The organism is Thiocystis minor, assembly GCF_016653465.1.
GTDB lineage: Bacteria > Pseudomonadota > Gammaproteobacteria > Chromatiales > Chromatiaceae > Chromatium > Chromatium minus.
The window spans coordinates 1-22,253 of sequence record NZ_NHSQ01000140.1 but is presented as its reverse complement, the minus strand read 5'-3'; the positions used below and the strand labels follow the sequence as shown (position 1 = coordinate 22,253).

General features: G+C 59.4%; 18 protein-coding genes and 1 pseudogene. 13 read left to right on the top strand and 6 right to left on the bottom strand.

Annotated elements, in window-relative coordinates; translation table 11 throughout:
• Positions 1-254 precede the first annotated feature (254 nt).
• A complete protein-coding gene (locus tag CCR95_RS19045; RefSeq protein ID WP_201097420.1) occupies positions 255-1,574 on the bottom strand; it encodes a TIGR03790 family protein in 1,320 nt (439 codons plus the stop codon).
• 170 nt (positions 1,575-1,744) lie between these two features.
• The gene (locus tag CCR95_RS19040; protein WP_201097418.1) at positions 1,745-4,126 is read right to left on the bottom strand and encodes a tetratricopeptide repeat protein; all 2,382 of its coding nucleotides are present in this window, start codon (positions 4,124-4,126) and stop codon (positions 1,745-1,747) included.
• Between the two features lie 483 nt (positions 4,127-4,609).
• On the opposite strand from CCR95_RS19040, the gene CCR95_RS19035 reads away from it, so the two are divergent.
• The 7 genes from CCR95_RS19035 (at position 4,610) to CCR95_RS19005 (ending at position 12,845) form a co-directional block, all read left to right on the top strand.
• Positions 4,610-5,515 carry a VPLPA-CTERM sorting domain-containing protein gene (locus CCR95_RS19035; protein ID WP_201097416.1) on the top strand — a complete coding sequence of 302 codons (906 nt, stop codon included), beginning with the start codon at positions 4,610-4,612 and terminating at the stop codon, positions 5,513-5,515.
• A gap of 1,093 nt (positions 5,516-6,608) precedes the next feature.
• The gene (locus CCR95_RS19030) at positions 6,609-7,268 is read left to right on the top strand and encodes a VPLPA-CTERM sorting domain-containing protein (RefSeq protein ID WP_201097415.1); all 660 of its coding nucleotides are present in this window, start codon (positions 6,609-6,611) and stop codon (positions 7,266-7,268) included.
• 360 nt (positions 7,269-7,628) lie between these two features.
• Positions 7,629-7,841 carry a TA system antitoxin ParD family protein gene (locus CCR95_RS19025; RefSeq protein ID WP_201097422.1) on the top strand — a complete coding sequence of 71 codons (213 nt, stop codon included), beginning with the start codon at positions 7,629-7,631 and terminating at the stop codon, positions 7,839-7,841.
• Complete coding sequence (locus CCR95_RS19020) at positions 7,838-8,110, top strand: type II toxin-antitoxin system RelE/ParE family toxin (protein WP_201097413.1); 273 nt, start codon at positions 7,838-7,840, stop codon at positions 8,108-8,110. Before CCR95_RS19025 ends, CCR95_RS19020 begins: the two co-directional genes overlap by 4 nt.
• Positions 8,111-8,596: 486 nt before the next feature.
• Complete coding sequence (locus CCR95_RS19015) at positions 8,597-10,324, top strand: Wzz/FepE/Etk N-terminal domain-containing protein (protein WP_201097411.1); 1,728 nt, start codon at positions 8,597-8,599, stop codon at positions 10,322-10,324.
• 31 nt (positions 10,325-10,355) lie between these two features.
• A complete protein-coding gene (locus CCR95_RS19010) occupies positions 10,356-11,201 on the top strand; it encodes a CpsD/CapB family tyrosine-protein kinase (protein WP_201097409.1) in 846 nt (281 codons plus the stop codon).
• Between the two features lie 237 nt (positions 11,202-11,438).
• Positions 11,439-12,845, top strand: a complete 1,407-nt coding sequence (locus CCR95_RS19005; protein WP_201097407.1) for a sigma-54 dependent transcriptional regulator — start codon at positions 11,439-11,441, stop codon at positions 12,843-12,845.
• A 32-nt stretch (positions 12,846-12,877) separates the two neighbouring features.
• Here the strand turns inward: CCR95_RS19005 and CCR95_RS19000 are convergent, their stop codons facing one another.
• Positions 12,878-13,306: a bacteriohemerythrin gene (locus CCR95_RS19000; protein ID WP_201097405.1), complete on the bottom strand. Its 429-nt coding sequence runs from the start codon at positions 13,304-13,306 to the stop codon at positions 12,878-12,880.
• A 222-nt stretch (positions 13,307-13,528) separates the two neighbouring features.
• On the opposite strand from CCR95_RS19000, the gene CCR95_RS18995 reads away from it, so the two are divergent.
• From CCR95_RS18995 to CCR95_RS18985, 3 genes are all read left to right on the top strand, one after another.
• Positions 13,529-13,885, top strand: coding sequence for a helix-turn-helix domain-containing protein (locus CCR95_RS18995; protein ID WP_201097403.1), 357 nt, complete (start codon positions 13,529-13,531; stop codon positions 13,883-13,885).
• 208 nt (positions 13,886-14,093) lie between these two features.
• Positions 14,094-14,879, top strand: a complete 786-nt coding sequence (locus tag CCR95_RS18990) for a dienelactone hydrolase family protein (protein WP_201097401.1) — start codon at positions 14,094-14,096, stop codon at positions 14,877-14,879.
• Between the two features lie 166 nt (positions 14,880-15,045).
• Positions 15,046-15,387, top strand: coding sequence for a zinc ribbon domain-containing protein YjdM (locus tag CCR95_RS18985; RefSeq protein WP_201097400.1), 342 nt, complete (start codon positions 15,046-15,048; stop codon positions 15,385-15,387).
• Between the two features lie 83 nt (positions 15,388-15,470).
• Here CCR95_RS18985 and CCR95_RS18980 read toward each other — a convergent pair whose 3' ends face one another.
• Positions 15,471-16,775 (bottom strand): OmpP1/FadL family transporter, encoded by a 1,305-nt coding sequence (locus tag CCR95_RS18980; protein ID WP_201097398.1) that lies wholly within the window; start codon positions 16,773-16,775, stop codon positions 15,471-15,473.
• 129 nt (positions 16,776-16,904) lie between these two features.
• On the opposite strand from CCR95_RS18980, the gene CCR95_RS18975 reads away from it, so the two are divergent.
• The 3 genes from CCR95_RS18975 (at position 16,905) to CCR95_RS18965 (ending at position 19,370) form a co-directional block, all read left to right on the top strand.
• Entirely contained in the window at positions 16,905-17,816 is a 912-nt protein-coding gene (locus CCR95_RS18975; RefSeq protein WP_201097397.1) for a LysR family transcriptional regulator, read from the top strand.
• A 79-nt stretch (positions 17,817-17,895) separates the two neighbouring features.
• On the top strand, positions 17,896-18,300 hold the full coding sequence (locus tag CCR95_RS18970; RefSeq protein ID WP_201097395.1) for a hypothetical protein: 405 nt from the start codon (positions 17,896-17,898) through the stop codon (positions 18,298-18,300).
• Positions 18,300-19,370: an AI-2E family transporter gene (locus CCR95_RS18965; RefSeq protein ID WP_201097392.1), complete on the top strand. Its 1,071-nt coding sequence runs from the start codon at positions 18,300-18,302 to the stop codon at positions 19,368-19,370. Before CCR95_RS18970 ends, CCR95_RS18965 begins: the two co-directional genes overlap by 1 nt.
• A 59-nt stretch (positions 19,371-19,429) precedes the next feature.
• Here the strand turns inward: CCR95_RS18965 and CCR95_RS18960 are convergent, their stop codons facing one another.
• Both CCR95_RS18960 and CCR95_RS18955 read right to left on the bottom strand, forming a co-directional pair.
• Complete coding sequence (locus CCR95_RS18960; RefSeq protein WP_338115441.1) at positions 19,430-20,710, bottom strand: MFS transporter; 1,281 nt, start codon at positions 20,708-20,710, stop codon at positions 19,430-19,432.
• A gap of 197 nt (positions 20,711-20,907) precedes the next feature.
• Positions 20,908-22,128: pseudogene (locus CCR95_RS18955) on the bottom strand (ISNCY family transposase); the annotation flags it as partial.
• Between the last annotated feature and the right edge of the window lie 125 nt (positions 22,129-22,253).

Here is a 22,253-nt window from a genome sequence, read left to right as displayed (position 1 = left end):
AATTAAATCAGCTCGAAGGCGAATAAAACGTGACGCAGGCGGCATTCGCCGCGGCCCTGAAAACGGGGAATGAAAAGCGTGATGCGCATCGCGAAAGCGAGCGGGGAAACGGGCAAACGCGAACGGCTAGGGACCGTGGAGAGGCGGCGGACAGGGGGAGAGCGGGAACTCTGAGCCGGGGAAGGCGGAACGCGGGTCAAGGCAGCGCACGCGGCGCGGGAAAGAGGAAAGGGCGGACGGTGCGCCGCCGCGCGTCAGTCGGGCTGAGGTCCGAGTAGCGCAGCGGGCGGCAGGTCGGCTTCCGCCGCGACGACCCGATAATAAGGCTTGCCATCCGTGGGCAATCGCAGCCGCAGTGGATTGGCATCCGGCTTGACGAAGGCTCCGACAGGTCGATAAGGTCCCATCGGTTGGTCGGCGGATTCCAGTCGATAGCGGCCCGGCAGGAGCGCAAAGGTCTTCAGAACCCAGGCCGCGCCGTCGAAGGTCAGCTCATGACCGCCAAAGGGCCGTGCCAGCGGCTCGCCGATCAGGATGCCCTGCCCCGGCATGAGCAGACTCTTCCAATAGGCTTCGATCAGAGTTGCGCCACTGAGATAGGCTCCGATCAGAATGACCGGGTCCGGGAATTTCGCGGGGAAATTGCAGGGTTCGACGACACTGCCATAGCTGCCGGTGGCTCCTGCATCGAGCCAGTCCAGGCTGCTCATCTGGCGACTGTCGGTCAACTGACCGCCGGTCGAGGTCAAATGATCGGCGATGGCGCCCGGAAGGAACTGGTTTGTCGCGATCTCGGGCACCCTGACCGCGCCGGTGAGATACACCAGCACATCCGGCTTGTGGGCGATGGAATCGTCCTCGACCCGCTCGATCCGGATGGCCGTTCCAAACAACGCTTCGACGCGTGAAAACGTCTGGGCACGCACGCTGCGCGCGGCATCGCTGGTTTTAACCAGATAGACCGTCCCAGTGGGACGCGTGTCATCGGAGGCCACGCCACGGTCGATCAGCGCCCGGACCGCATCCAGACGGGAACCAGCCAGCGCCATGGTGGGTCGCCAGCCAAAATCGGTAAAAGGACGCTGGCTAGCCGAGGCGAAATAGGGGCTCGACTTCGTCGTGCGACAACCGTCAGCGCAGAAAGACTCGTCATACCCCGCCGCGAAGGCTGTGGTGATGGACATGCAGCCGACCCGATAAGGCTCGGTCCAGGTCAGGGCATAGGCCTGCACACGCTCGGGCGTCGCCGCCTTCACCCGAGCATGGATCGCCTGGAACCGCTCGGGCGTCATCATCCGTCGATGCGGGGGAAAGCTGACGTGGATCAGATTTTCAGGAGGAATCCGACGCTTGGCGCGGTATTCGCGCGCGATCCGGCGACTGCGCGGATCCCGATCGTTGACGATGACGCCAAGTTCCTCGGGGCCGAGCGCCTGGCGGGGCAGTAGCACCAGCGGCGCCAGCGTTTCTGGCGGTCGGCCCGTCTCGGCGAGCGTGCCGAGGCTCGCCAGCGCGAGCCACAGAGACAGATGGATCCAGACTCGTCTCCGCCGAGAGGGTTTCAGCCAAGCCATTTCCAACTCAAGTCGTTCAATTGCTTTCGTTGTCGCTGTCGAATCGAATAACGACAACGACAACGATCGTCGCGGATGCCCCGTTCCAAACCGCCGTGCATTGGTTTGATTCGCGCTCCCTCGCCGGTCGTGATTGGAAGAGATTGACCGGTTATTTGCGGGGAGTTGCCTTACAGCCCCCCAAGCGTTTCGCGCGCCTCCTCGATGCCAGGGAAGGGGCTGTTGGCGTCCAGTGCGCTGGTCAGCAACGCCTTGGCCTCATCGCGCCGCCCCCGTGCGGCATAGACCATGCCGAGGTGATACTGCATCTCCGGTGGATCCGGATCGATCAGGCCAGCCGCTTTCTCCAGGGTCACGACGGCCTTTTCGACCTCGCCGGCACGGAACTGGACCCATCCGAGCGTATCGAGCAATACCCATTGATCCGAGCCCTCGAAGCGTTGCGCCAGTTCCAGCGCCCGCGTCAGGCTCGCGGGATCCGTCCGGCGACTGGCCAGCAGCATGGATAGATTGTTGATCACCGCGTCCGCTTCCGAATTGCTCTTGAGCACTTCTTCATAGGCCGCGATCGCCGCGTCATCGTCGCCGGACTCCTGCAGGGCGATCCCGAGCCGGAAGAGCAGGAAGGCGTTACGGTTCGTCGCCTCGACCCCCGACCGCAGGGTCGCGAGCGCCCCTTTCAAGTCGCCGCTCTGTCCCTGTAGCTCGGCCAGACGCGCATAGGCGTTCGGCGATTTCGGGAACAGCACGATGACCTGCTTGAACTGCTCCAAGGCGTCGGGGTAACGCCGTGTCGAGGCGTAGACCTCGCCCAGCAGATTGAGCGCGGCGGCATTCGCGGGTTGCTCGGCGAGCAGCTGCTTCAGCCGTTGCTCGGCCCGATCCGCCTGGCCCAGGGCCATGTGACTGCGGGTGAGCGCCAACAGCGGCTCGACGGCGTCCGAACGCTTTTCGAGCGCCTTCTCGAACTGCTCGATACTCTCCTGCAGCCGATCGTTGCGCTGGAAAATCAGCCCCTTGAGATAATAGCCCAGCGGGTGCTCGGGGCGGGTCTCCAGGATCCGCGTGGCGGTTCGTTCCATCGCCCCCCAATCCTGCTGACTGAGCTGAATCCGCGCCAAGGCGCTTTGCACCTGATCGTTTTCGGGAACACGGTCGAGAAAGCGCTCCAGCGTGACCGACGCCCCCTGCATGTCGCCACTGTCGACCCGCAATTGGGCCAGCGCCAGATAGGCTTGCGGTTCGGTCGGCGCCGCGTCGATCGCCTTTTCCAGCGCGTCCTGCGCCAGCGTGGTCTCCTCTTTCAAGACGTGGGCCTGCGCCAGCAATAACAGCGCACTCGTCGCATTCGGTTTGTTCTGCAGGACATTCTGAAGATCCGCGATCGCCTGATCGGCATCCTTGCGCCCGACCGCAATCGCAGCCCTGACCAGCAGCGCATCGCCATCGCGCGCGTCTTCCTTCAACACCTCCTCGACCAGCCTCGATGCCTCATCCACGCGCTTGTCCGCCATCAGCAGCGCGGCGAGTTGGGTGCGCGCCTTCATCCCCTGCGGCCCCAGCGAAGCGCGTTCGATGATCGTGCGATAGACCGTGACGGCATCCGCGCCCCGCCCGGCGGCCCGCTCCAACTCGGCCAGCGCGAAACGCAGATCGTAGACATCGGGCTCCACGGCGATAAAGTCTTCCAGCACCTGAATACCGGGATCGACGCCCCGCTGTTGCGCGGCCCATTCGGCCAGCAGCAGCTTTGCCTGAAGTTGCTCGGGATTGGTCTCGATGGCCGCCCGCAAGGCCGCTTCAGCCGCATCCTTCTGGCCCTCTTGGGTGAGAAACGCAGCCAGACGCGCAACATGCGCCAATTCGCTTGGTTCCAACTTAATCAGTTGCTCAAGCTGCGCCCGTGCCGCCTCCGGCTTGCCGGATGCCTGATACACCCCGGCCAGCATCAGCCGCGGGCGTACCTCGCTCGGATGGGCCTGAATCGCCCTCTCCAGGAATTGACCGGCCGCCTCGCGATCGTTGCGCGCCATGCCGATCTCGGCCAGCAGGGCAAGCGCATTGAGATGCTGAGGATCCACCGCCAGCGCCGACTGGGCGTCCGTCTCGGCGGCGTCCAGATCGCCCTGACGTCCTCGCACCGCAGCCCGCAGCGCCAGCGCATCCGCGTGCTTCGGATCCGCGGTCAGAATGATTTCGACATCGGCCAGCGCATCGTCGATCTGATTGGAGTCGAAGAGCAACTGCGCGCGGCTCACGCGCGCATCGACATTTTGCGGATCCAGCTCGACGGCCTTGCCATAGGCACCGAAGGCCGCGTTCCAGTTCTCCTGCGCGGCCTCGATTTTGGCCAATTGGTACCAGGCCGGCGCGTGCTTCGGATCGATCTGGAGCACATTCTTGAACTCCAGTCGCGCCTTGGGCTGATTATCATGCGCCAGCAGCTCCATGCCGCGATCGAAATACGCCTGCTTGCGGTCCGCCTCGCCGCAGCCGACGAGCAATGCAACCAGCATCGACGCCAGCAGAAGTCCTCCAAACACTCGTTCCATCACGACCTCCTTAAGATTGTGTTCTCCGCGCGCCAAGGAAGGACCGACGGTCTTTCGATCATCGTTCACGCCGAACGCGCATCCGCCTCCTTTGGGGTCGCGGCTTCGCTCCTGTCCGGAGATGATCAATTTCCGCCGATTGAGTTCGCGCGTCATCATGCCGATGACCTGGAAAGAAGGCAATGATCGATCAGACCTGCGCCCAGCGCGGGACGCCTCGTTTCGAACGCCTCACTCTCGCGTTTTTTCGTGCTCCGCGAAGCTCGGTTCAAGTCAAGGTGTAACGGAAACATAACAGTTTGACATTTTCCCGCCCCGACCACAGAGGCTATATGCCAGCCAGTTCGGAATTTTCCATTTTTTCAAGCTATAGTTTAGGATCTGCGACAGACTGTGCCAGGAGACGGACAACCTTTGGCACGCTGGCCGCGTCCATTGCTGGAAACGCGCATGTTTAACCCGGAATCGGTTGGGAGACGCTTGATGCGCAAGGAATTCCAAAAAAATATCCGCGGTTTCAGGAATGAAGGCCACTGTGCCGCGTTTCGCCAACCTTACGCTTCAACCACCGTTCAAACGCACCTGAAAAACCAACTTTTTATTTTTGCTTACTTTATTAATGGCCCGTCAATTGCTGCATACTCTTGCAAGAAGTTCGGTTACCGAACGCGCGGATGCACCGGCGGCTTTGCCTCTCATCAGGCCCGGACCGCTTCGCATTTTGAGATTTTGAATTTCATCAGGAACGGCATAAATATGAGTAACCTCATAAATGGGTTAGCAATTTCCACGATGATCAGCCTCTTTTCCATGTCCGGCATGGCTTCCGCTGCATCCGTGAATTATGTTGTCAACAGCGATTTCGAGGAGTCCGAACTAAAACCTAATGCGTGGAAAGTGTTTTCCGAGATCGATGGCTGGACCACGACCAAAGACCCAGGAATCGAAGTGCAGAATGGCAATGTTGGCGGTTCCACTGCGTATTCAGAAAATCAGAACGTCGAGTTGGACAGCCAGGGCAATTCCGGCATGTCCCAGAAAATCAAGCTCGATACGGGCGATTATTTTCTTTCCTTTGCCTATCGCGGCCGCACGGATGCCCCAGACACGAATAGCATTACCTACAGTTTTTTAAGAACCGGAATTCCCAAAGACACCGTCAAGGGCGTATCGAGCGAGGCTTCGCAAGTCTTCGATTTTCACTCCACCCTGGCCGACGCAACAACGATCACCCTGAAATTCAAAGCGACGGAGACGAGCGATTCTTTCGGCGGTTATCCTGATAAGGCTCGCGTCACCGGCGTACCCATCCCGCCTGCCGTCTGGCTCTTTGGCTCCGCGCTCATGGGTCTGGTCGGAGTTGCCCGGCGCCAGACCACCAAGGTCTGACGAACAAAGCACGCTCTTTGCGTCGACAGACCATTCTGGTCTGTCCCGTCAGGTCTTTCTGCCCTCGCGACACAGGTTGATGACGGCGACTTCCGGAAAAGGCTATACCGCGTAGAACCCCGCGCCGACGCATCAGTTCCGCGACCACGAAAAACGCCCCGGCCGGCCCTAACGACTTCGAAGGTTTCCCGAGGCGTTCAAAGATTAAGCGTTAGAGCATTGGCTCGGTGGGGGGGCGTGACTAACCGGCATCCGTGCCAATCATCAGCGTCATACCGTAGTCACTCTGCCCAGCCTATCTCGCTACGCGGGCTCAACCAGCGGATGAGCCACCGTGCCGGGAATGACAACCGGCCCCGGTTGAATGACCAGCGTGGATGTTGGGGTTCACTCTCGTTCACCCCAATCTACGCGGGCTGGATGTAACACTGCCTCAACACAGTGACAGTTTTGAAAAAGTGTCACAGAAATGAGCCAGTCGGTTTTTCCGCTTTACGGTGTCGGGCGAGGTGGCAGGCAGACGCGCTTATTTATTAAAATATAAAGGTTTGGTAGTGCCCCACTCCATATGACGAGATCTAGCTTAAGTCACTGATGTAAAAGAGTAAAAATGTTTCGCTATCATATAGCTTTGGGCACTACCAAAGGTTTTATGGCTTTGAAATACAGGAATTCGTGGAAGTTCGGAGAGACACGAAGCAGGCTTTGCCTAGGCTGTCCGAGACCATTCGAGGACGATCGCCGTCACACTCTTGGTACAGGGAATCAAGAGCCAAAAGACTCAGCTTCTAGAAAAACAGAATGATTTCAGCTGCTTAATTATCGACACCGGCGGCTTAAAGAGCCCCGGATATTCCAGAGTATCACCGATGCGACACTGCAAGCATGGAACGAGATCAACATTCGACATAAGCTGTTGATTTTATTTTCTTCAGAAAGTGGCATTTATATTGCTAAATAAAATTGTTGAAGGATCCATGAACTTTTGTTTCGTTGCGCATCCTGAACTCAATTGACCGACCTGGACTTTAGCTGTGATGGATCACAACCGTGTTCTGCCAACAACATTCAGTGACAACATTCGGAGTGATTTATGAAGAAGCATTTCTTAAACCGGTTCTCTGTATCTAAGCTGCTGTCAGCAGCCGCGCTACTCTGTCTCTTCAATGTGTCAGCAGCGAATGCTATGACGCTTAACTTCATAGGAGTAAATGACATGACATTCACTCCTCCAGGTCAATTCAACATAGGGGATTTTAAGGTAGGTGATACAGGTATCACCGGGGCTATTGGCGGCACTTACGCAATCGGCACGGCTACTCCTGTTAATTTTCCGTTTCAAACGGCACCACTTTCTCTTATTTCTGGTACTGGTACTAATTTATTTACCCTCAAAGATGGTGATAACACTTTTAGCGCCACCGTCTCTTTTACCGATATGAGTATGTTTTCCAATATCGGAGGCGTAAAAGGGGTACAGGGCACGGCTAATCTAACTAATTTCAATCTCTTAGGTAATACCAGCACTACCCTGAACAACTTCCATGCTGCTGGCGCAGGGAACACAATATTTTCGTTCTCGTTTTCAATTCCTACTGCGGTCAATATTGATTATTTGAAAACTAATGGTGGTAGTACCGCTTGGTCTGGTCAAGCATCCACTGCTGTACCCATCCCCGCCGCCGCCTGGCTCTTCGGCTCCGCGCTCATGGGTCTGGTTGGTGTTGCCCGTCGCCGGTCCAGCAAAGTCTAAATCCGCACGCCGGGGATTCGCGCTCCGGCATTCGTTGCCGGTTTCAGCGAACGCAACCTCCCCCGGAACGACCGCTCCAAAGCCCTGCCACATGGCAGGGCTTTTTCATGGCCATCAATGAGCAAGGCTGACGGGGAAAATGCGCAACTCCGAGCCGTGTAGATACGCATCGCTTACCTTACGTCCTCTCAATCGGCACGGACGCTGTTTGATCGATTCTATGTGCTTGATTCAAAAGCCGCGCTTCTTCCCGGAACACAGCGGTTTTTATGCCTCGGCGCAACTACAACCTACAAACTCATTTGATCTCGGGATGGTGCTTGCCTACAATTGCTGCGTATCACCACAAAGGAGATGATCATGAGTGTTTCGATCCGAATCGACGATGCCTTGTACGAAACGGCGAAGGTGCGCGCCAAGACCGAGATGCGCTCCATTCCTCAACAAATCGCCTACTGGGCCAAGGTTGGTCGTGCAGCACTCGACAACCCCGATCTGCCGATCGAATTCGTGCGCGATACGCTGCAAGCCATGGAAGAAGAGTCCGAACCGTTTGAATTTCCGGACGAATGAAAGTCACGCTGCAACAGCGCCCGTCTTTTAAACGGGCCTACAAGAAACTGCATGCCAACCAGCGCGATGCCGTCCATGCGGCCATCCGTGAGATCGTTGCCGATCCCACGCTTGGCGAAGAAAAAAAAGGCGACCTCGCTGGCGTCAGGGCGTACAAATTCGACTGCGTCAATCAGCAGTTCCTGCTGGCCTATCGATCGAGCGAAACGATGCGCACCCTGCTTGCCGTCGGCCCTCACGAGAACTTCTACCGTGACCTGAAACGCTGACCCAAAACCGTCACTCCGGAGCCAGTGCGGGATGGGCAAAGCAAAGCGTGCCCATCTTGCCTACGCCGAGCTTGAATGATGGGCACACCCGTCTACTCCTCGCGCTCCGAACAAACCACCTCCCACGGGCTTTGCCCATCCTACGCCATTCGGTCGCGTGGACAGACTATCCTGGTCTGTCCCGTCTGGGGCCGGAAGCGGGAGCCCTGTCGCAGCGGGTCGGTTGATGGATCCCATCCCAAGCAAACCAGACGACAGGCAGGTCCATTCACTAACCGACGATGAAGAGACCGCCGCTTTCCCTAGACCTTACCTGTCGTATTGCCTAAGATTCGGCGTCATTCAGGGGAATGGGTGGCGTACCCTTGTTCAGCCGCACGGAGCTTTCAGTGTGGCTCTCGTGGCACTGCGGTGCGGTGTCACGAGCGAGGGTGACTGATTGGACGCGACGAATCGTTTTTCGGCATTCAGGAGTGCAGGTACATCGTGGACGAGCAGTTACAGACCCTTGACGACTATCTGGCCATTCTCAAACGCCGCAAGTGGCAACTCATCGTTCCCGCGGCGATCCTGGCGGTTCTGACGGCGGCGGTCGCGGTTCTGCTTCCCGCCTCCTATCGCTCCTCGGCGACCATCCTCATCGAACAGCAGGAAATTCCCTCGGATTTGGTCCAAACAACCGTGACGAGTTTCGCGGACCAGCGGATTCAGGTGATCAGCCGACGCGTGATGACGACCGAGAATCTCGGCCAGTTGATCGAGCGCTACGACCTCTATCCGGAACTGCGCCGCAAGGTCAGTCTGAACATGGCCGTGGAGGAGATGCGCGACCGCATCAAGCTGGACATGATCAGCGCCGATGTGATGGATCCGCGCAGCGGACGCGCGCAGGAGGCGACCATCGCCTTTTCGCTCTCCTTCGAAAACGAATCTCCAGGGCAGGCGCAAAAGGTCACGAGCGGTCTGGTCTCGCTCTTTCTGCAGGAGAATATCGATCAGCGCCAGGCGGCGGTGACCGACGCGACAACTTTCCTTCAGGCCGAGGCGGACAAGCTTGGCGAACAAATCGCCATGCTGGAAGCGCGGCTCGCGGCCTTCAAGGAAGAGCATGGCGAGGCGTTGCCCGAATTCGCCTCGCTCAATCGAGAACTCATGGCGCGCACCGAGTCCCAATTGCGCGACAACATCCAGTCGCAGCAAAGCCTGGAACAGCAGAAGCTCTATCTGGAATCGGAGCTGGCGCAGATGGACACGACCGGGGCAACGGACGCCTCGACCCTGCGGCTCCGGGAACTGGAGGCCCAGTACGCCCAGACCATTTCGCGTTATTCGACCACCCATCCCGACCGGATCCGACTGGAACGGGAGATAGCCACGCTCCGCGGCATGGTCGGCCAGACGAGTTCGGGCGAACTGCAATCCCGGCTGGCCGAGCTGCACACCGAGCTGGCCGTACTGCGCGAACGCTATGCCGAAGACCACCCGGATGTCGTCCGCTTGAAGCGGAGTATCGAGGCCACCCGCAAGCAGCTCACCAAGGTCGATCCAGCCAGCGGTCGCCTGGCTCGGAACAGGGTCGCGACCGATCCGGCCTCGGTGCAATTGCGCACCCGTCTCGATTCGGCGCGTCAGGAAATCGAATCGCTCAAGCTCAAGCGCGTGGAGCTGGAAAAGGAACTGGCGAAATACGAGGAATACGTCAAGGCATCCCCGCGGATCGAGCAGCAGTACAGTGCGCTGACCCGCGACTATGACAACGCCATGAACAAATATCGCGAGGTGCGTGATAAGGTGCTGCAGGCGGAGTTGGCACAGTCGCTGGAAACGAACCGCAAGGGCGAGCGTTTCCTCATGATCGAGCCCCCGTTGGTCCCGGAAAAACCCTTCAAACCGAATCGGCCCGCGATCCTGGTGCTGGGCGTCGTCCTGTCGCTGGCGGGCGGCGTGGGCCATCTGGCGCTGCGCGAGATGCTGGACAAGGGAATCTACGGGGCGCGCGCGCTGCAAGGCATCGCGAATTTTCCCTTGCTCGGGGTCATTCCATTGATCGAGACGAGCCTGGATCGCCGCCGCCGGATCCGGCGGCTCCTACTGACGATCGCCGCGGTTTTACTGGCGCTGATCGGGGGGGTGACCGTATTCCACCTCTTCGTCATGCCGCTGGATGTCCTCTGGTTCGCGCTCATGCGCAAACTCGATCTTCTCATGCTGTAGCCAAAGACTATCGCCGCTTTGAGGTGTCCGTATGGATCGCTTAACCACGCTGGAGAAATTCGCGCTCAGGGAAACCGCTTCACCCAGCCGCGCTCTCGCGGAGCGCCCTTCGCTGGCGGACGAGAAGCGCGACCTCCCCGCCGCCAATACGCTGGCGACGGCCTCCGGCGTGGATGTCGCCTATACGCGAACCACCACCGTTCAGGTCGATCCGGCACGCCTGCGCGAGCAGCGTATCTTCGTGTCCAAGGAACATGATCCGATCGAACATGCCTATAAGGTGGTGCGCACGCATGTGTTGCAACGGATGCGCGCCAACGGCTGGCGAACCCTGGCGATCACGAGCGCTGGCGAAGGCAACGGAAAGACCCTGACCGCGATCAACCTCGGGATCAGCCTGGCGCGCGAGGTCAATCAGACGGTTCTGCTGGTGGATTTGGATCTGCGCCGTCCCTCGCTCGGGCGCTATTTCGTCCCGGAAGGACACCCCGGGCTTAGCGACTATCTGATGGGCGAGGCCGAACTCTCGGAGATTCTGATTCACCCGAACATCGAGCGGCTCGTGATCCTGCCCGGTCACAAGCCCTTCATTCACAGCTCGGAGATTCTGTCTTCCCCCAGGATGGTTCAGTTGGTGCGTGAAATCAGGAGCCGGTACGAAGATCGCATGACCCTGTTCGACATGCCGCCGCTGCTCGCCAGCGACGATGTCATCGCCTTCCTGCCCTACCTGGACGCGGTGCTGCTGGTGGTCGAAGAAGGCAAGACGACGAAAGAAGAAATCCAGCATGCGCAGCAATTGCTTGGTGTCGAAAAGATCATCGGGATGGTGCTCAACAAATCCGCCAGTTCGGGTTCGACGCCGTCCTATTACTGAGCCAGCCAGACACCGTCTCTCGACAGCGAGAATGCGAGCAATTTCACGCCTTTCGCCCAGCACATCCTGTAATGTCACATTTGTGTGACACTTGCCGTCTCAAAATCGATATACTCGCTCATCAAACTTGATCGTCAGCATCGTGATGGACCACCGGTACTCGGCTGGCCACCGCATGTGAAGCCTGCCTGGATCTCTGCCCGAGACCTAGCCGCATCAGTCAAGGATCAACCGTTTATGCGCAAGCTTCTCGTTGTTTCACAAGAGAATCTACCCGAAGAGATCGTCAACTTCCTGGAACAGAAGCATTGGATCGTCGCCCATGCGCCTGATGCCGCGAGCGCGCTCCGACTCGATGCCGAACACCGTTTTCTGGTCGGCCTGATCGTTTTCCCGGATTCCGCCGACCCTCAACTGGAGGCACGCCTGATCCAGCAGGCGATGTCGCTTCCCAGCCTCAAATGGGTTGCCACACTCGCTCACGACCAACTCGACCGACTCGCGATCAAGCGCTTCATCGCCGAAAGACTGTATGACTTTCAGGTCTTGCCGATCGAGGGCGCCCGGCTTGCGATGATTCTCGGGCATGCCTATGGCATGGCCAAAATCGAACACGACTATCGACACAAACATGCGGCCACCTACCACACGCACTTCGGGCTGGTCGGCAACAGCCCCGTTATGCAGGCCCTGTATCGAACCTTGCAGCGCGCCGCCGAGTCGGATGTGTCGGTGCTGATCACGGGGCCAACCGGCACCGGCAAGGAACTAGCCGCGCGGGCCATTCATGAGCATTCCGGACGGGCGAAAGGACCGTTCGTCGCGATCAACTGCGCGGCGATTCCGCACACGCTGCTGCAATCGGAGTTGTTTGGGTACGAAAAGGGCTCTTTTACCAACGCAAGCGCGCGCAAGATCGGGTATATCCAGACCGCGTCCGGCGGTACCCTTTTTCTGGACGAGATCGGCGATATGCCACTGGAATCGCAGGCGATCCTGTTGCGTTTCCTGGAAGATAAGATCGTCACGCCTCTGGGCAGCACGCAAGGCAACTATATGGACGTGCGGGTCATTGCCTCGACCAATGTCGATCTCGCCCAGGCCATCAAGGAAAAAGCGTTTCGCGCCGACCTCTACTATCGGCTCGCCTTTCTGACCGTCGCGACGCCCAGTTTAAGCAGCCGGGGGGACGATATCGAGCTGCTCGCCCATTTTTTTCTTGACGAGGTCACGAAAAATCGCCGCAAGCGCGGCCTGAGATTCGGCAAGGAGGCCCTTGCGGTCATGCGCGGTTATGCATGGCCGGGGAACATTCGCGAGTTGCACAGCGCCGTCCATCATGCGGCCATGAGCTGCGAGGGCGACGAGATCCTTCCAGCGGATCTCAAGATTCGCATCGAGCCGGGAAACAAGCAGGCCAGAAAACCTCAGGGAAACGTCGCTTACCGCAAAAGTGCGCCCACACACTTGATCCTGGGCACCCTCAAGAGCGGACGGGAGCAGTCAGAGAAGCATAATCTAGAGTTTGCGCTTCAACGCAACGATGCGAACGTCAGCCGTACCGCCCGGGATTTGGGCATCTCGCGCATGACGCTCTATCGACTGATGGCAAAACACGGCGTCTCCCGCAGCCTCCCTGACTAAGTCGATGGGCGAATCCCGGGAACCGATGCCGCTCAGACTGGAGCCGCATCCTCAAGGGAACCGCCGGCCTTGACATGGAGCGAGTACAACATATCCTCGTCGGCGATATGGTCGATCAGCCAATCCTGCGTGATATCCAGGGCGCGATCGGCGAGATCCTGGCTTGGGCCAAAGATCATGAGATCATTGTCGAGTTCATCCAGATGCCGGAAGAATCTGGCGTGCAGCCTCAGATGTTCTTTTAGGCCAGGATAGTCATGCCTGCGCATGAACGCCTCTTCGGTCTGAAAATGCTGCTCGGCGTACTCCCGCATGAACGTCATGGCCTCGACGACGGCGCTTTTCCCCTCGCGATCCAGAATCTCTTCATAGAGGCGATGCGCGGCGATGAAAAAACCCTGATGCTGCCGATCGATCTCGGCGATGCCGACAAGGTAAATGTCTGACCAGTCTCTTAACATAGACCACCTCTATCTTTGCGTATTCGGTATCGGCTTGCGATCATAGCCTGTTTGCGCATCGCCCAACAATGCAGTCAAGTCGGATGGCTGAGCCTGAACGGCCCATCGCTCGGGCGAATAGGAGACCCGCGTCTAAAAAAGAGTCGCACACGATGTGATCGTTTTTGCTACAGTTAAGCCATCGGGATTTTGGATTCCCGCCAACCTTGGAGAGACCGTATCGTGGAACCTGAATTTGCCTCACTTACGCGACGGATCGGGAGCCGTCTTCGCGCGGAACGCCAGCGCCGTGGCTGGTCCTTGAGCGAATTGTCCGCGCGCACGACGGACCAGTTGTCCAAATCCAGGATCAGCAACTACGAGCAGGGGATTCGTCGGATGGGGCTGGAAGCGGCGCATCAGATCGCGGCAGCCCTGGAAACCGTCTCGCCGGCCTGGTTGCTGTTGCTGGACGAATACAACCCCCTCAGCGATGACGAGTTACGCCTCGTCGAGGGCTTCCGCGCACTGGACAAAAGCGGCCAGCGTCAATTGCTCGACATGGCAAAAGTCCCGTCGTCGGACGAATCCTCGACATAACCCCTCCCCCGGTGGCCGGTCACTCGACCAGCCACCTTCTGCGCCGGCCGCGCTCCGTGCTTGCTCCCGATCAAGACGCATCGCGGCTTAACCGATCGCTCGCACGGCTTGCATCCCGCCGACCGGCCCGCATCCTTTTGGTGGCCGAGTCGCCGCTTGACGACCCGTCGACGTCAACCATTATTTGTTCTTCATTGGAGGAATCCCCATGCGCAAACCGCTCGGCATGCTCATGCTCGTCCTGCTCGCGATTGGAACGACCGTTCAAGCCGAGGTCCAGACCAGGGCGGTCGCGTATGACGATGAGGGTACGCCGCTGACCGGCCATCTGTTTTGGGATGACGCCATCGCTGGCAAGCGCCCCGGCATCCTGGTGGTTCACGAGTGGTGGGGGCTGAATGACTATGCGAAACAGCGCGCGCGCATGCTTGCCGAACTGGGCTATGTGGCTTTTGCCTTGGACATGTACGGCAGCAATCGCGTCACCGACCAGCGTGGACAGGCCAGCGAGTGGATGCAGGAAATCACCGCGGACGTTGATCTCTGGCGCCAGCGCGCTGGCCTGGGCCTTGAGCAACTGAAAGCGAGCGCGCTCGTCGATACCGGGAACATCGCCGCAATCGGCTATTGCTTTGGCGGCGGCACCCTGTTGCAGATGGCCTATGGCGGGACCGATCTCAAAGGGATCGTCAGCTTTCACGGCTCGCTGCCGGCCGCGCCAGAGGAGGTCAAAGGCAAGATCAAGCCAAAGCTCCTGATTCTGCATGGCCAAGCGGATACGTTCGTCGCCCCGGAGGTGGTGACAAACTTCCAGAATCGATTGGAGGCGGTAGGCGCCAACTGGGAGATGAACCTCTATGGCGGCGCGCGCCACGGCTTCACGAACCCCAAGGCCGGCGAATACGGCATGGACAATCTGCGCTACGACGCCCAGGCCGACGCCCGCTCCTGGCAGCGAATGCAGGTCTTTTTCTACGAACTCTTTGGCGGCTGAGCGCACAAAGAACGTGTCCATCGATACATTCCCGATTTGACCGGCACAAGACCAGCCACTTGGTCGCGAGGGCGGGACGCCCTCGCGACCAAGTGGATTAAACGGTTACCTGCCATCTGACAACTGACGACTGACGACTACCCCGAACATTGACTCTGGAAACGCCATGCCTTCTTTCCCGCTTTGCCCGCAATGCGCGGCCGAGAACGTCTATTCCGACGGCACGCTCTACATCTGTCCCGATTGCGGTCACGAATGGTCCATGGAGGCGGCGAGTCGCGATGACGGGGGTGGCGACGCCGTGGTGAGGGATGCGAACGGCAGCGTGCTCGCGGATGGCGATGCAGTGGTGCTGATCAAGGATCTGAAGGTCAAGGGCTCCTCCACGACGCTGAAGGTGGGCACCAAGATCAAGAAGATCCGCCTGGTCGGCGGCGATCACGAGGTGGATTGCAAGACGGAGACGGGAAGCTTCATGCTGAAGGCGTGTTACCTGCGCAAGGCATAAGATCGTTCCGGTCACTCCCGGATACCGCGCACGGCGCCCTGGGATCGGCGAGCTGTCCTCGGCGATCCCAGGAGACGCGGAGGTCAGAAGACCTTGACGAGCTCCAGTCCGAGCAGATGCGCATCCATCGAGTAATCGCCATTGAGCGCATCCGTGCCATTGAGTGCGCCGCCGGGGAGATAACGGGTATCGCCGCGATAGTCGCGATCCTGTGCGACCACGTACATGTAGCCCGCCTCCAGCGAATACCCCTGCCCCAGTGCCTGGGCGAGACCGAGACTGAACAGGTGACGGTTATTATCCGGCACCCGGGCACTGAAGCGATCGTCCCCCTGGCCGGTTTCATCGTAGGCATAGCCGACGCGCAACTGAGTCTCGGGGCGCAATTGGTAGGTGGCGCCAAGGCGATAGGCGTTGGCGTCATCCCATTGATTGGAGTCGGTGAAGATGGGCGCGCCGGTGTTTTTCCCCTTGATCTTGAGTTCCTTGAATTCGCTCCAGCCGGTGCGCGTCACGTCGAACTCCACGGCCAATCGATCGTCGACGGCGTAGCGCACGCCGATTTGCAGCCGCCAGGGCAGATCGAGATCCAACTCGGCCGCCTGCGTCGGCGCCAAACGTCCGAGTGCAACCAGGGTCGGGCTGAGCGCCCGGTAATCACCTTCGAGCGCAAGGGTCGCGGCCGAACGGAAGGCACCGCCCAGACTCCAGGCGCCGTGACGGTAGAGCGCGCTGAGATTGAAGCCTAAGCCAGTCCCCTCGCCGTCGCCGCGGAGTGCCCCGGCGGTCGAATCGAGCTGTGCGGTCTTGGACCAGTAAATGTCCAGCCCGCCGGAGAGGCTCAGATCGTCGGTCACGCGATAGGTCGCGGTCGGGCTGAAGTCCAGAATCTCCAGTTTGCTGGCGGTCGGATGATTGCCGCGCGGAACCTTAGGGTTGAGCGGCGGCGGGACCGGCAGCTTGACGGTGCCGCTCACCGCCGGAAAGGTGCCATCCCGCCAGCGCGTCTCAAGCCCGAACGGAGCCGTCAGGCCCAGACCGAGCCGCCACTGGTCGTTGAGCCTGAACATGCCCTGGAACATCGGCCCCGCCAACCAATCCGCGCCCTGACTATCGTGTTCGCCACTGGCGGTTTCGACGCTAAAACCGGGACCGATCACGATCGTCCCGAGAGACAGGCTGGAGGCGTCATGGAAACCCATGGCGGCCGGATTGTAGGGGAAGGCGCCCGTTTCGTTGGGGTTCGCGACCATCGCGTTGGCGGTCCCCAATCCGGCGGTGGAGGCTTCGGGCAGCGAAAAACCGGCCGCGCCGGCTGGATTCTGGACACCCACCGCGCTGGCCGCCAGGATGAAACCGATCGAGCGTGTGACCCGGTGCTTGAGCATGAGACGTTTCCTCAAAAATCATTATTTTTTATTCGGTTTTTAGGCGAGTAAAACTGAAACTATATCGTCACGAGCGTCTATGATATAAACATTTTCTATGTAGGTATCTCATAATAGAGTGACATCTCGATGGCTGATCGCAGACTTCAGGTGTTTCATACGGTCGCGCGGCTGCTGAGTTTTACCAAGGCCGCGCAAACGCTCCACATGACTCAACCGGCGGTAACCTTCCAGGTCCGCCAACTGGAGGAACACTTCAACACCCGATTGTTCGACCGCACCCATAACCGCATCAGTCTCACCGACGCTGGTCGCAAGGTTTGCGAATCGGCCGACCGCATTTTCGAACTCTACGCGGAGATGGAGAACGCGGTCCGCGGCATCACTGGTCAGATCAGCGGCGTGCTCACCATCGGCGCCAGCACCACGATCGCCGAGTACATGCTGCCCCCATTGCTCGGAGATTTCAAGGAGCGCTATCCGGATGTCGCCATCCATCTCAAGGTCTCCAATACCGAAGGAATCGTGTCGATGGTGGAGAATAATGCCATCGATCTCGGGGTCGTGGAGGCGCCGGTCGCCAACAAAAATCTGGTGGTGGAGATCTGCAAACGCGATCATCTGGTGGCGATCATGCCCCCCAGTCATCCGCTTGCCTCGCTCCAGCAAGTGACTTTCGAGCGATTGCTGGAATACCCCTTCATCTGTCGCGAGGAAGGCTCCGGAACCCGCGAGGTCATCAGCGACCATTTACAGCATCAACCCGATGGCGGCCATTCGACTCTGAAGATCGCCATGGAACTAGGCAGCCCGGAGGCATTGAAGGGTGCGGTCGAAGCGGGCATGGGCGTCTCCGTGGTCTCCGGGACGACCATCCAAAAGGAGTTGAAGCTGGGAACGCTGGTCGCCCTCCCCTTGGATCCACCGCTGGACCGGCCCTTCTCTTTCGTGCACCAGAAACAGAAATTCCGGCTGCGCGTGATGGAGGAACTTCTGGAATTTGCCCGTGACTATTGCCGTCGTCAATGCAAACACACTTAGCCCGCTCCCGCGCCGCTCGGTTATCATCCCTCCACGGTTACCATCAGACCAGGCGCACTCGTACTCGCGGAGGATCGACATGCTGAAACGGACCCTGGAATCCGCCGATGGCGGAACCCTTGCGAAGATCTTCCAGAAGCTGTCCCCCGTCGATCGCCAGACTCTCCTCGCATTTGCCGATTTTCTGGCTCAACGCGCCCAACCCGAAGACGCCGAAAGCTCCGGAAAAGTGGCGCTGCGAGAACCGCGGTCGCTGCCACGTCCAGACACCGAAAGTGTGGTCGGAGCGATCAAACGCCTGTCGTCTATCTATGACATGCTTGAGCGCGGAGCGCTGCTGAATGAAACCTCGGCCCTGATGTCCGCTCATGTTTTGCAGGGCCGCACGGCTGTCGTGGTCATTGATGAACTGGAAGCGCTGTTTGCCCGCCATTATCAGGATTACCGGCTCAAATACGACGCCAACAACGAGCGGATTGCCTGATGAATATCGTCGCAAACTGGTTTCAGCGTCATTTGTCCGATCCACAGATTGTCTTTCTGGTGCTCCTTCTGCTGATTGTCTTTGCGGTCGTGATCACCCTGGGGAACATGCTCGCGCCCGTGTTGGCCAGCATCGTCATTGCCTACCTTCTTGAGGGCCTGGTCGGATTCCTGGAACGCCGTCGCCTGCCTCGCCTGCCCAGCGTGCTGATGGTCTATCTTCTCTTTTTGTTGTTCGTGGCGCTGGTCCTGGTTGGCATCATGCCACTGGTTTCGCGGCAGATCACCGATCTCGTTCAGCAGTTACCGACCATGATCTCGGAGGGAACCAATGTCCTGACGGCCCTGCCCGAGAAATACCCCGAACTCCTGACCGCGGCTCAGATCGACACACTGATCGCGGCGATCCGCTCCGAGGTCGTCACCTTTGGACAACACGTCGTTTCCTGGTCGCTAGCAAGCGTGGTCGGCGTCATCACGCTGCTGGTCTATCTGATTCTGATGCCGTTGCTGGTGTTCTTCTTCATGAAGGACAAGGATTTGATCCTCAACTGGTTTCGCCACCAACTTCCCAGACACCGCGACATTGCCGGGGATGTCTGGAAGGACGTGGACCGGCAGATCTCCAACTATGTGCGCGGTAAGGCATGGGAAATCCTGATCGTCTGGGGTGTCAGCTATGTCACCTTTTATGCCTTTGGGCTCAAGTACGCGATGTTGCTGTCCCTTTTGGTTGGGCTTTCGGTCATCATCCCCTACATCGGCGCCGCGATGGTCACGTTTCCGGTGCTTCTGGTGGCTTGGTTCCAATGGGGATGGTCTTCATCCTTTGCCTGGCTGACGGCAGCCTATGCCATCATTCAGGCGTTGGATGGTAATGTGCTGGTTCCGCTCCTCTTTTCCGAGGTGGTCAATCTGCATCCGGTCGCGATCATCGTCGCCATCCTGGTTTTTGGAGGGGTTTGGGGTTTCTGGGGAGTCTTCTTCGCGATTCCACTTGCAACGCTCGTTCAGGCCATTCTGACCGCTAGGCCACAGCGATCGGAAATCGACAAGGCGGTCGCCGGATAGCGGCCCCGCGTGCTTTCCGGCAGACACAGCAAAACGAATTTTTTCGCTTTGGACGCGGTTTAATCCCTATCACCGCCGCATCGGCTGTCCAGTCGCACCCGCCAAAGCAGAAAACCGCCAAGCAGGAACAGGAGCGCGAGCGAGAGGATGCTGTCGCGCGGACCGGCGCCGGGGACGACGATGGGGGTTAACGCGATCAGCAGCGGGCCGAGCAGAGTGGCGAATTTACCCACCATATTGAAGAAACCGAAAAATTCGGCACTCTTGTCGACCGGGATCATACGGGCATAGAGCGATCGCGACAGACTCTGCACACCGCCCTGAACCAAGCCGATCGCGATGGCGAGAATCAAAAAGTCCTCTGCAGTGCGCAGGAACCGCCAGGCATAGACGATTGCCAGAAAATAGACCGCAAGGCCGATCAGGATCGCTGGTCGCGCGCCGATCCGCTGACCCAGCCAGCCAAACAGGAGCGCGGCGGGAAAGGCGACGAACTGGGTGACCAGGAGCGCGGCGATCAGCGCGCCCTGATCGAGCCCCAGCACCCGATCGCCGAAGAAAACGGCGGTCTTGATGACCGTGTTAACCCCATCGATATAGATCCAGTAGGCCACTAAAAAAAACAGAATCGCGCGTAACTTTCTGATTTCCCAAAGTGTGCGCTTCAACTGTCGCCAGCCCTCGCGCACCGCACGCCCCGCCGGTACAGAATCTCGGATGGGCATCTCTGTCACGAACAGCAGTAGCGGCACGGTGAACAGCGCCCACCAGACGGCCACGGAGAGAAAAGAGGCGCGGACCGCCTCGCCTGGGTCGGCGAGACCAAACCAATCGGGGCTCTTGACCATCAGCACATTGACGGCGAACAGCAGGCCCCCGCCCACATAGCCCAACGCGTAGCCGAAGGCCGAGACGAGGTCGAAATCGCTCTCGCTAGAGACGTTTGGCAGCATGGAATCATAGAAGACGTTGGCCCCGGAGAAACCGACCGTCCCCAGCGCGAAGAGCGCGAGTCCAAGCGGCCATTGTCTGGCATGGACCCAGACCAGCCCTGCGGTCATGAGGATGCCGATCATCGCGAACAGGGCGAGAAAACGCTTGCGGCTACCCCCGCGATCCGCGATGGCGCCCAGGATCGGGGCGGCAACCGCCACCAGCAGGCTCGCGCCAAAAAGGGCGACGTTGAACCAGAACTGCGCGTCCCGGGTCGAGAGGTCGCCGCTGAGGGCATTGTAGAAAACGGGAAAGAAACCCGCCATCACGGTCGTCGCGAAGGCGGAATTGGCCCAGTCGTAAAACGCCCAAGCCAGGATCGGGCGACGTATCAGGATGGTCGGCACTTAATTCACACGCACGCGGAAGACGGCAATCGAATGCTCGGAATGATAGCCGCTGCCACCGCACCCCGTGTGAAATACTCTGCTTGGCAGCAATTCTAAATTTGCCCCCGCTTCCCGCCCGCGCGGCGTGCGGGCGGTGGCCGTGCGGGCTCAAGTGCCTCCAGCATGAAGTCGAACAGGTGTTCCCAGGAATCGAAGGGCAGATACTGGGTCAGTGCACGCAGATGTTCGAAGAACGTGCGGCGTGACGGCAGGTGACGCCGCACCGCCTGGTAGCCGGGATGGAGCCGGTCGAGCACGGTATGGACGAGGAACGCCAACAGGATCAGGCTCGCTAACAGGGCGGCCAGATGCTGCTTACCATGACCATAGTTGTGTTCGAAATGATATCCCTTGGTCTTGAGCGTATTGTTGTTTTCGTTCTCGATCTTCCAGCGACTGCGTCCGGCCGCCACCAGGTCGATGACGTTGTCGGCATTGACAGGCTCGGAACTGGCCCACGCGTTGCGGTAGAGCACCTGGCCCTCGGCATCGGTGGTGATGAGTTCGCACCAGCCGACCAGCAGGGCGTCGTTCCCGTCGCGCAGCGGCAAGTCATTGAGCCACCGATAGGTATCGGTGAGGCGCTGGGTGCCCGTCCAACGGGTCTTGACCACGGTGGGCACCTCGCCGTTGCGCTCGAAGTCCGCCACCCATTCGTACAGGAGCGGATGTGACGGTGGCAGGCAGACGAATAAGAACGCACAGCCCTGCGCCAGCACCTGCTGGCAAAACGGCTGATGGCAAGACAGATCATCACCCAACAGGGTCGTGCGCCACGGGGCGATCCGTGCCCCCCACTGCTGAAGCCAGCGGGTGGCAGCCGTAAGTTCACAATCCTGCTTCGCGTGCCCGTCCTGGGGATGGACGAAGGCCGGCGGCAACGGGAACACGTCCGCTTGCCCGGGGGCGACGATCACCGGCGTCACGGCGACATGATAGAACTGGGTCTGGCCGTTGCTGAGCGTGCGCGTGGAGCACTGCGCACAGTGGACCGCGCACGAGCAGTGGTATTCGGTGCCATCCAGGGCGATCAAGAGGCGTCCATCGGCTTGGCGATGGGTGTCCAAGGCACGGTGCTGATGCAAGGCGTCGACCACGTCGAGGAACACCGGGGCCAGACACTCCGGCGAGATCGGGTCGAGCAGGTTGCCGATCTGCTGGGTGCTCGGAATCTCGTGCACGCCGAACAGCGAACGGGCATTGTTGCGTCCGCGCGCTTTCTGCATCCGCCGCTGGTAATCCAGAAAGGACGGGCTCTGCATGAAGAACACCGAAAAGGCACTCAAGGCGGCGTCACCGATCGCATAACGCTGGTTGTTACCGCCCTTGCGATGGTCTGGCAGGTCGAACAACGCCGCACGGATGCCCGCCACCAACCCCGTGACCGAGTAAAGGCTGGGCGCGGGAGCCACAGGGGCTACTGGCTTCAGGACCATCGGGATCTCCGGTGGACTCTCAAAGAGTCCTTCATAGCATCATGGTCTTAAATTTAGAACTGCTG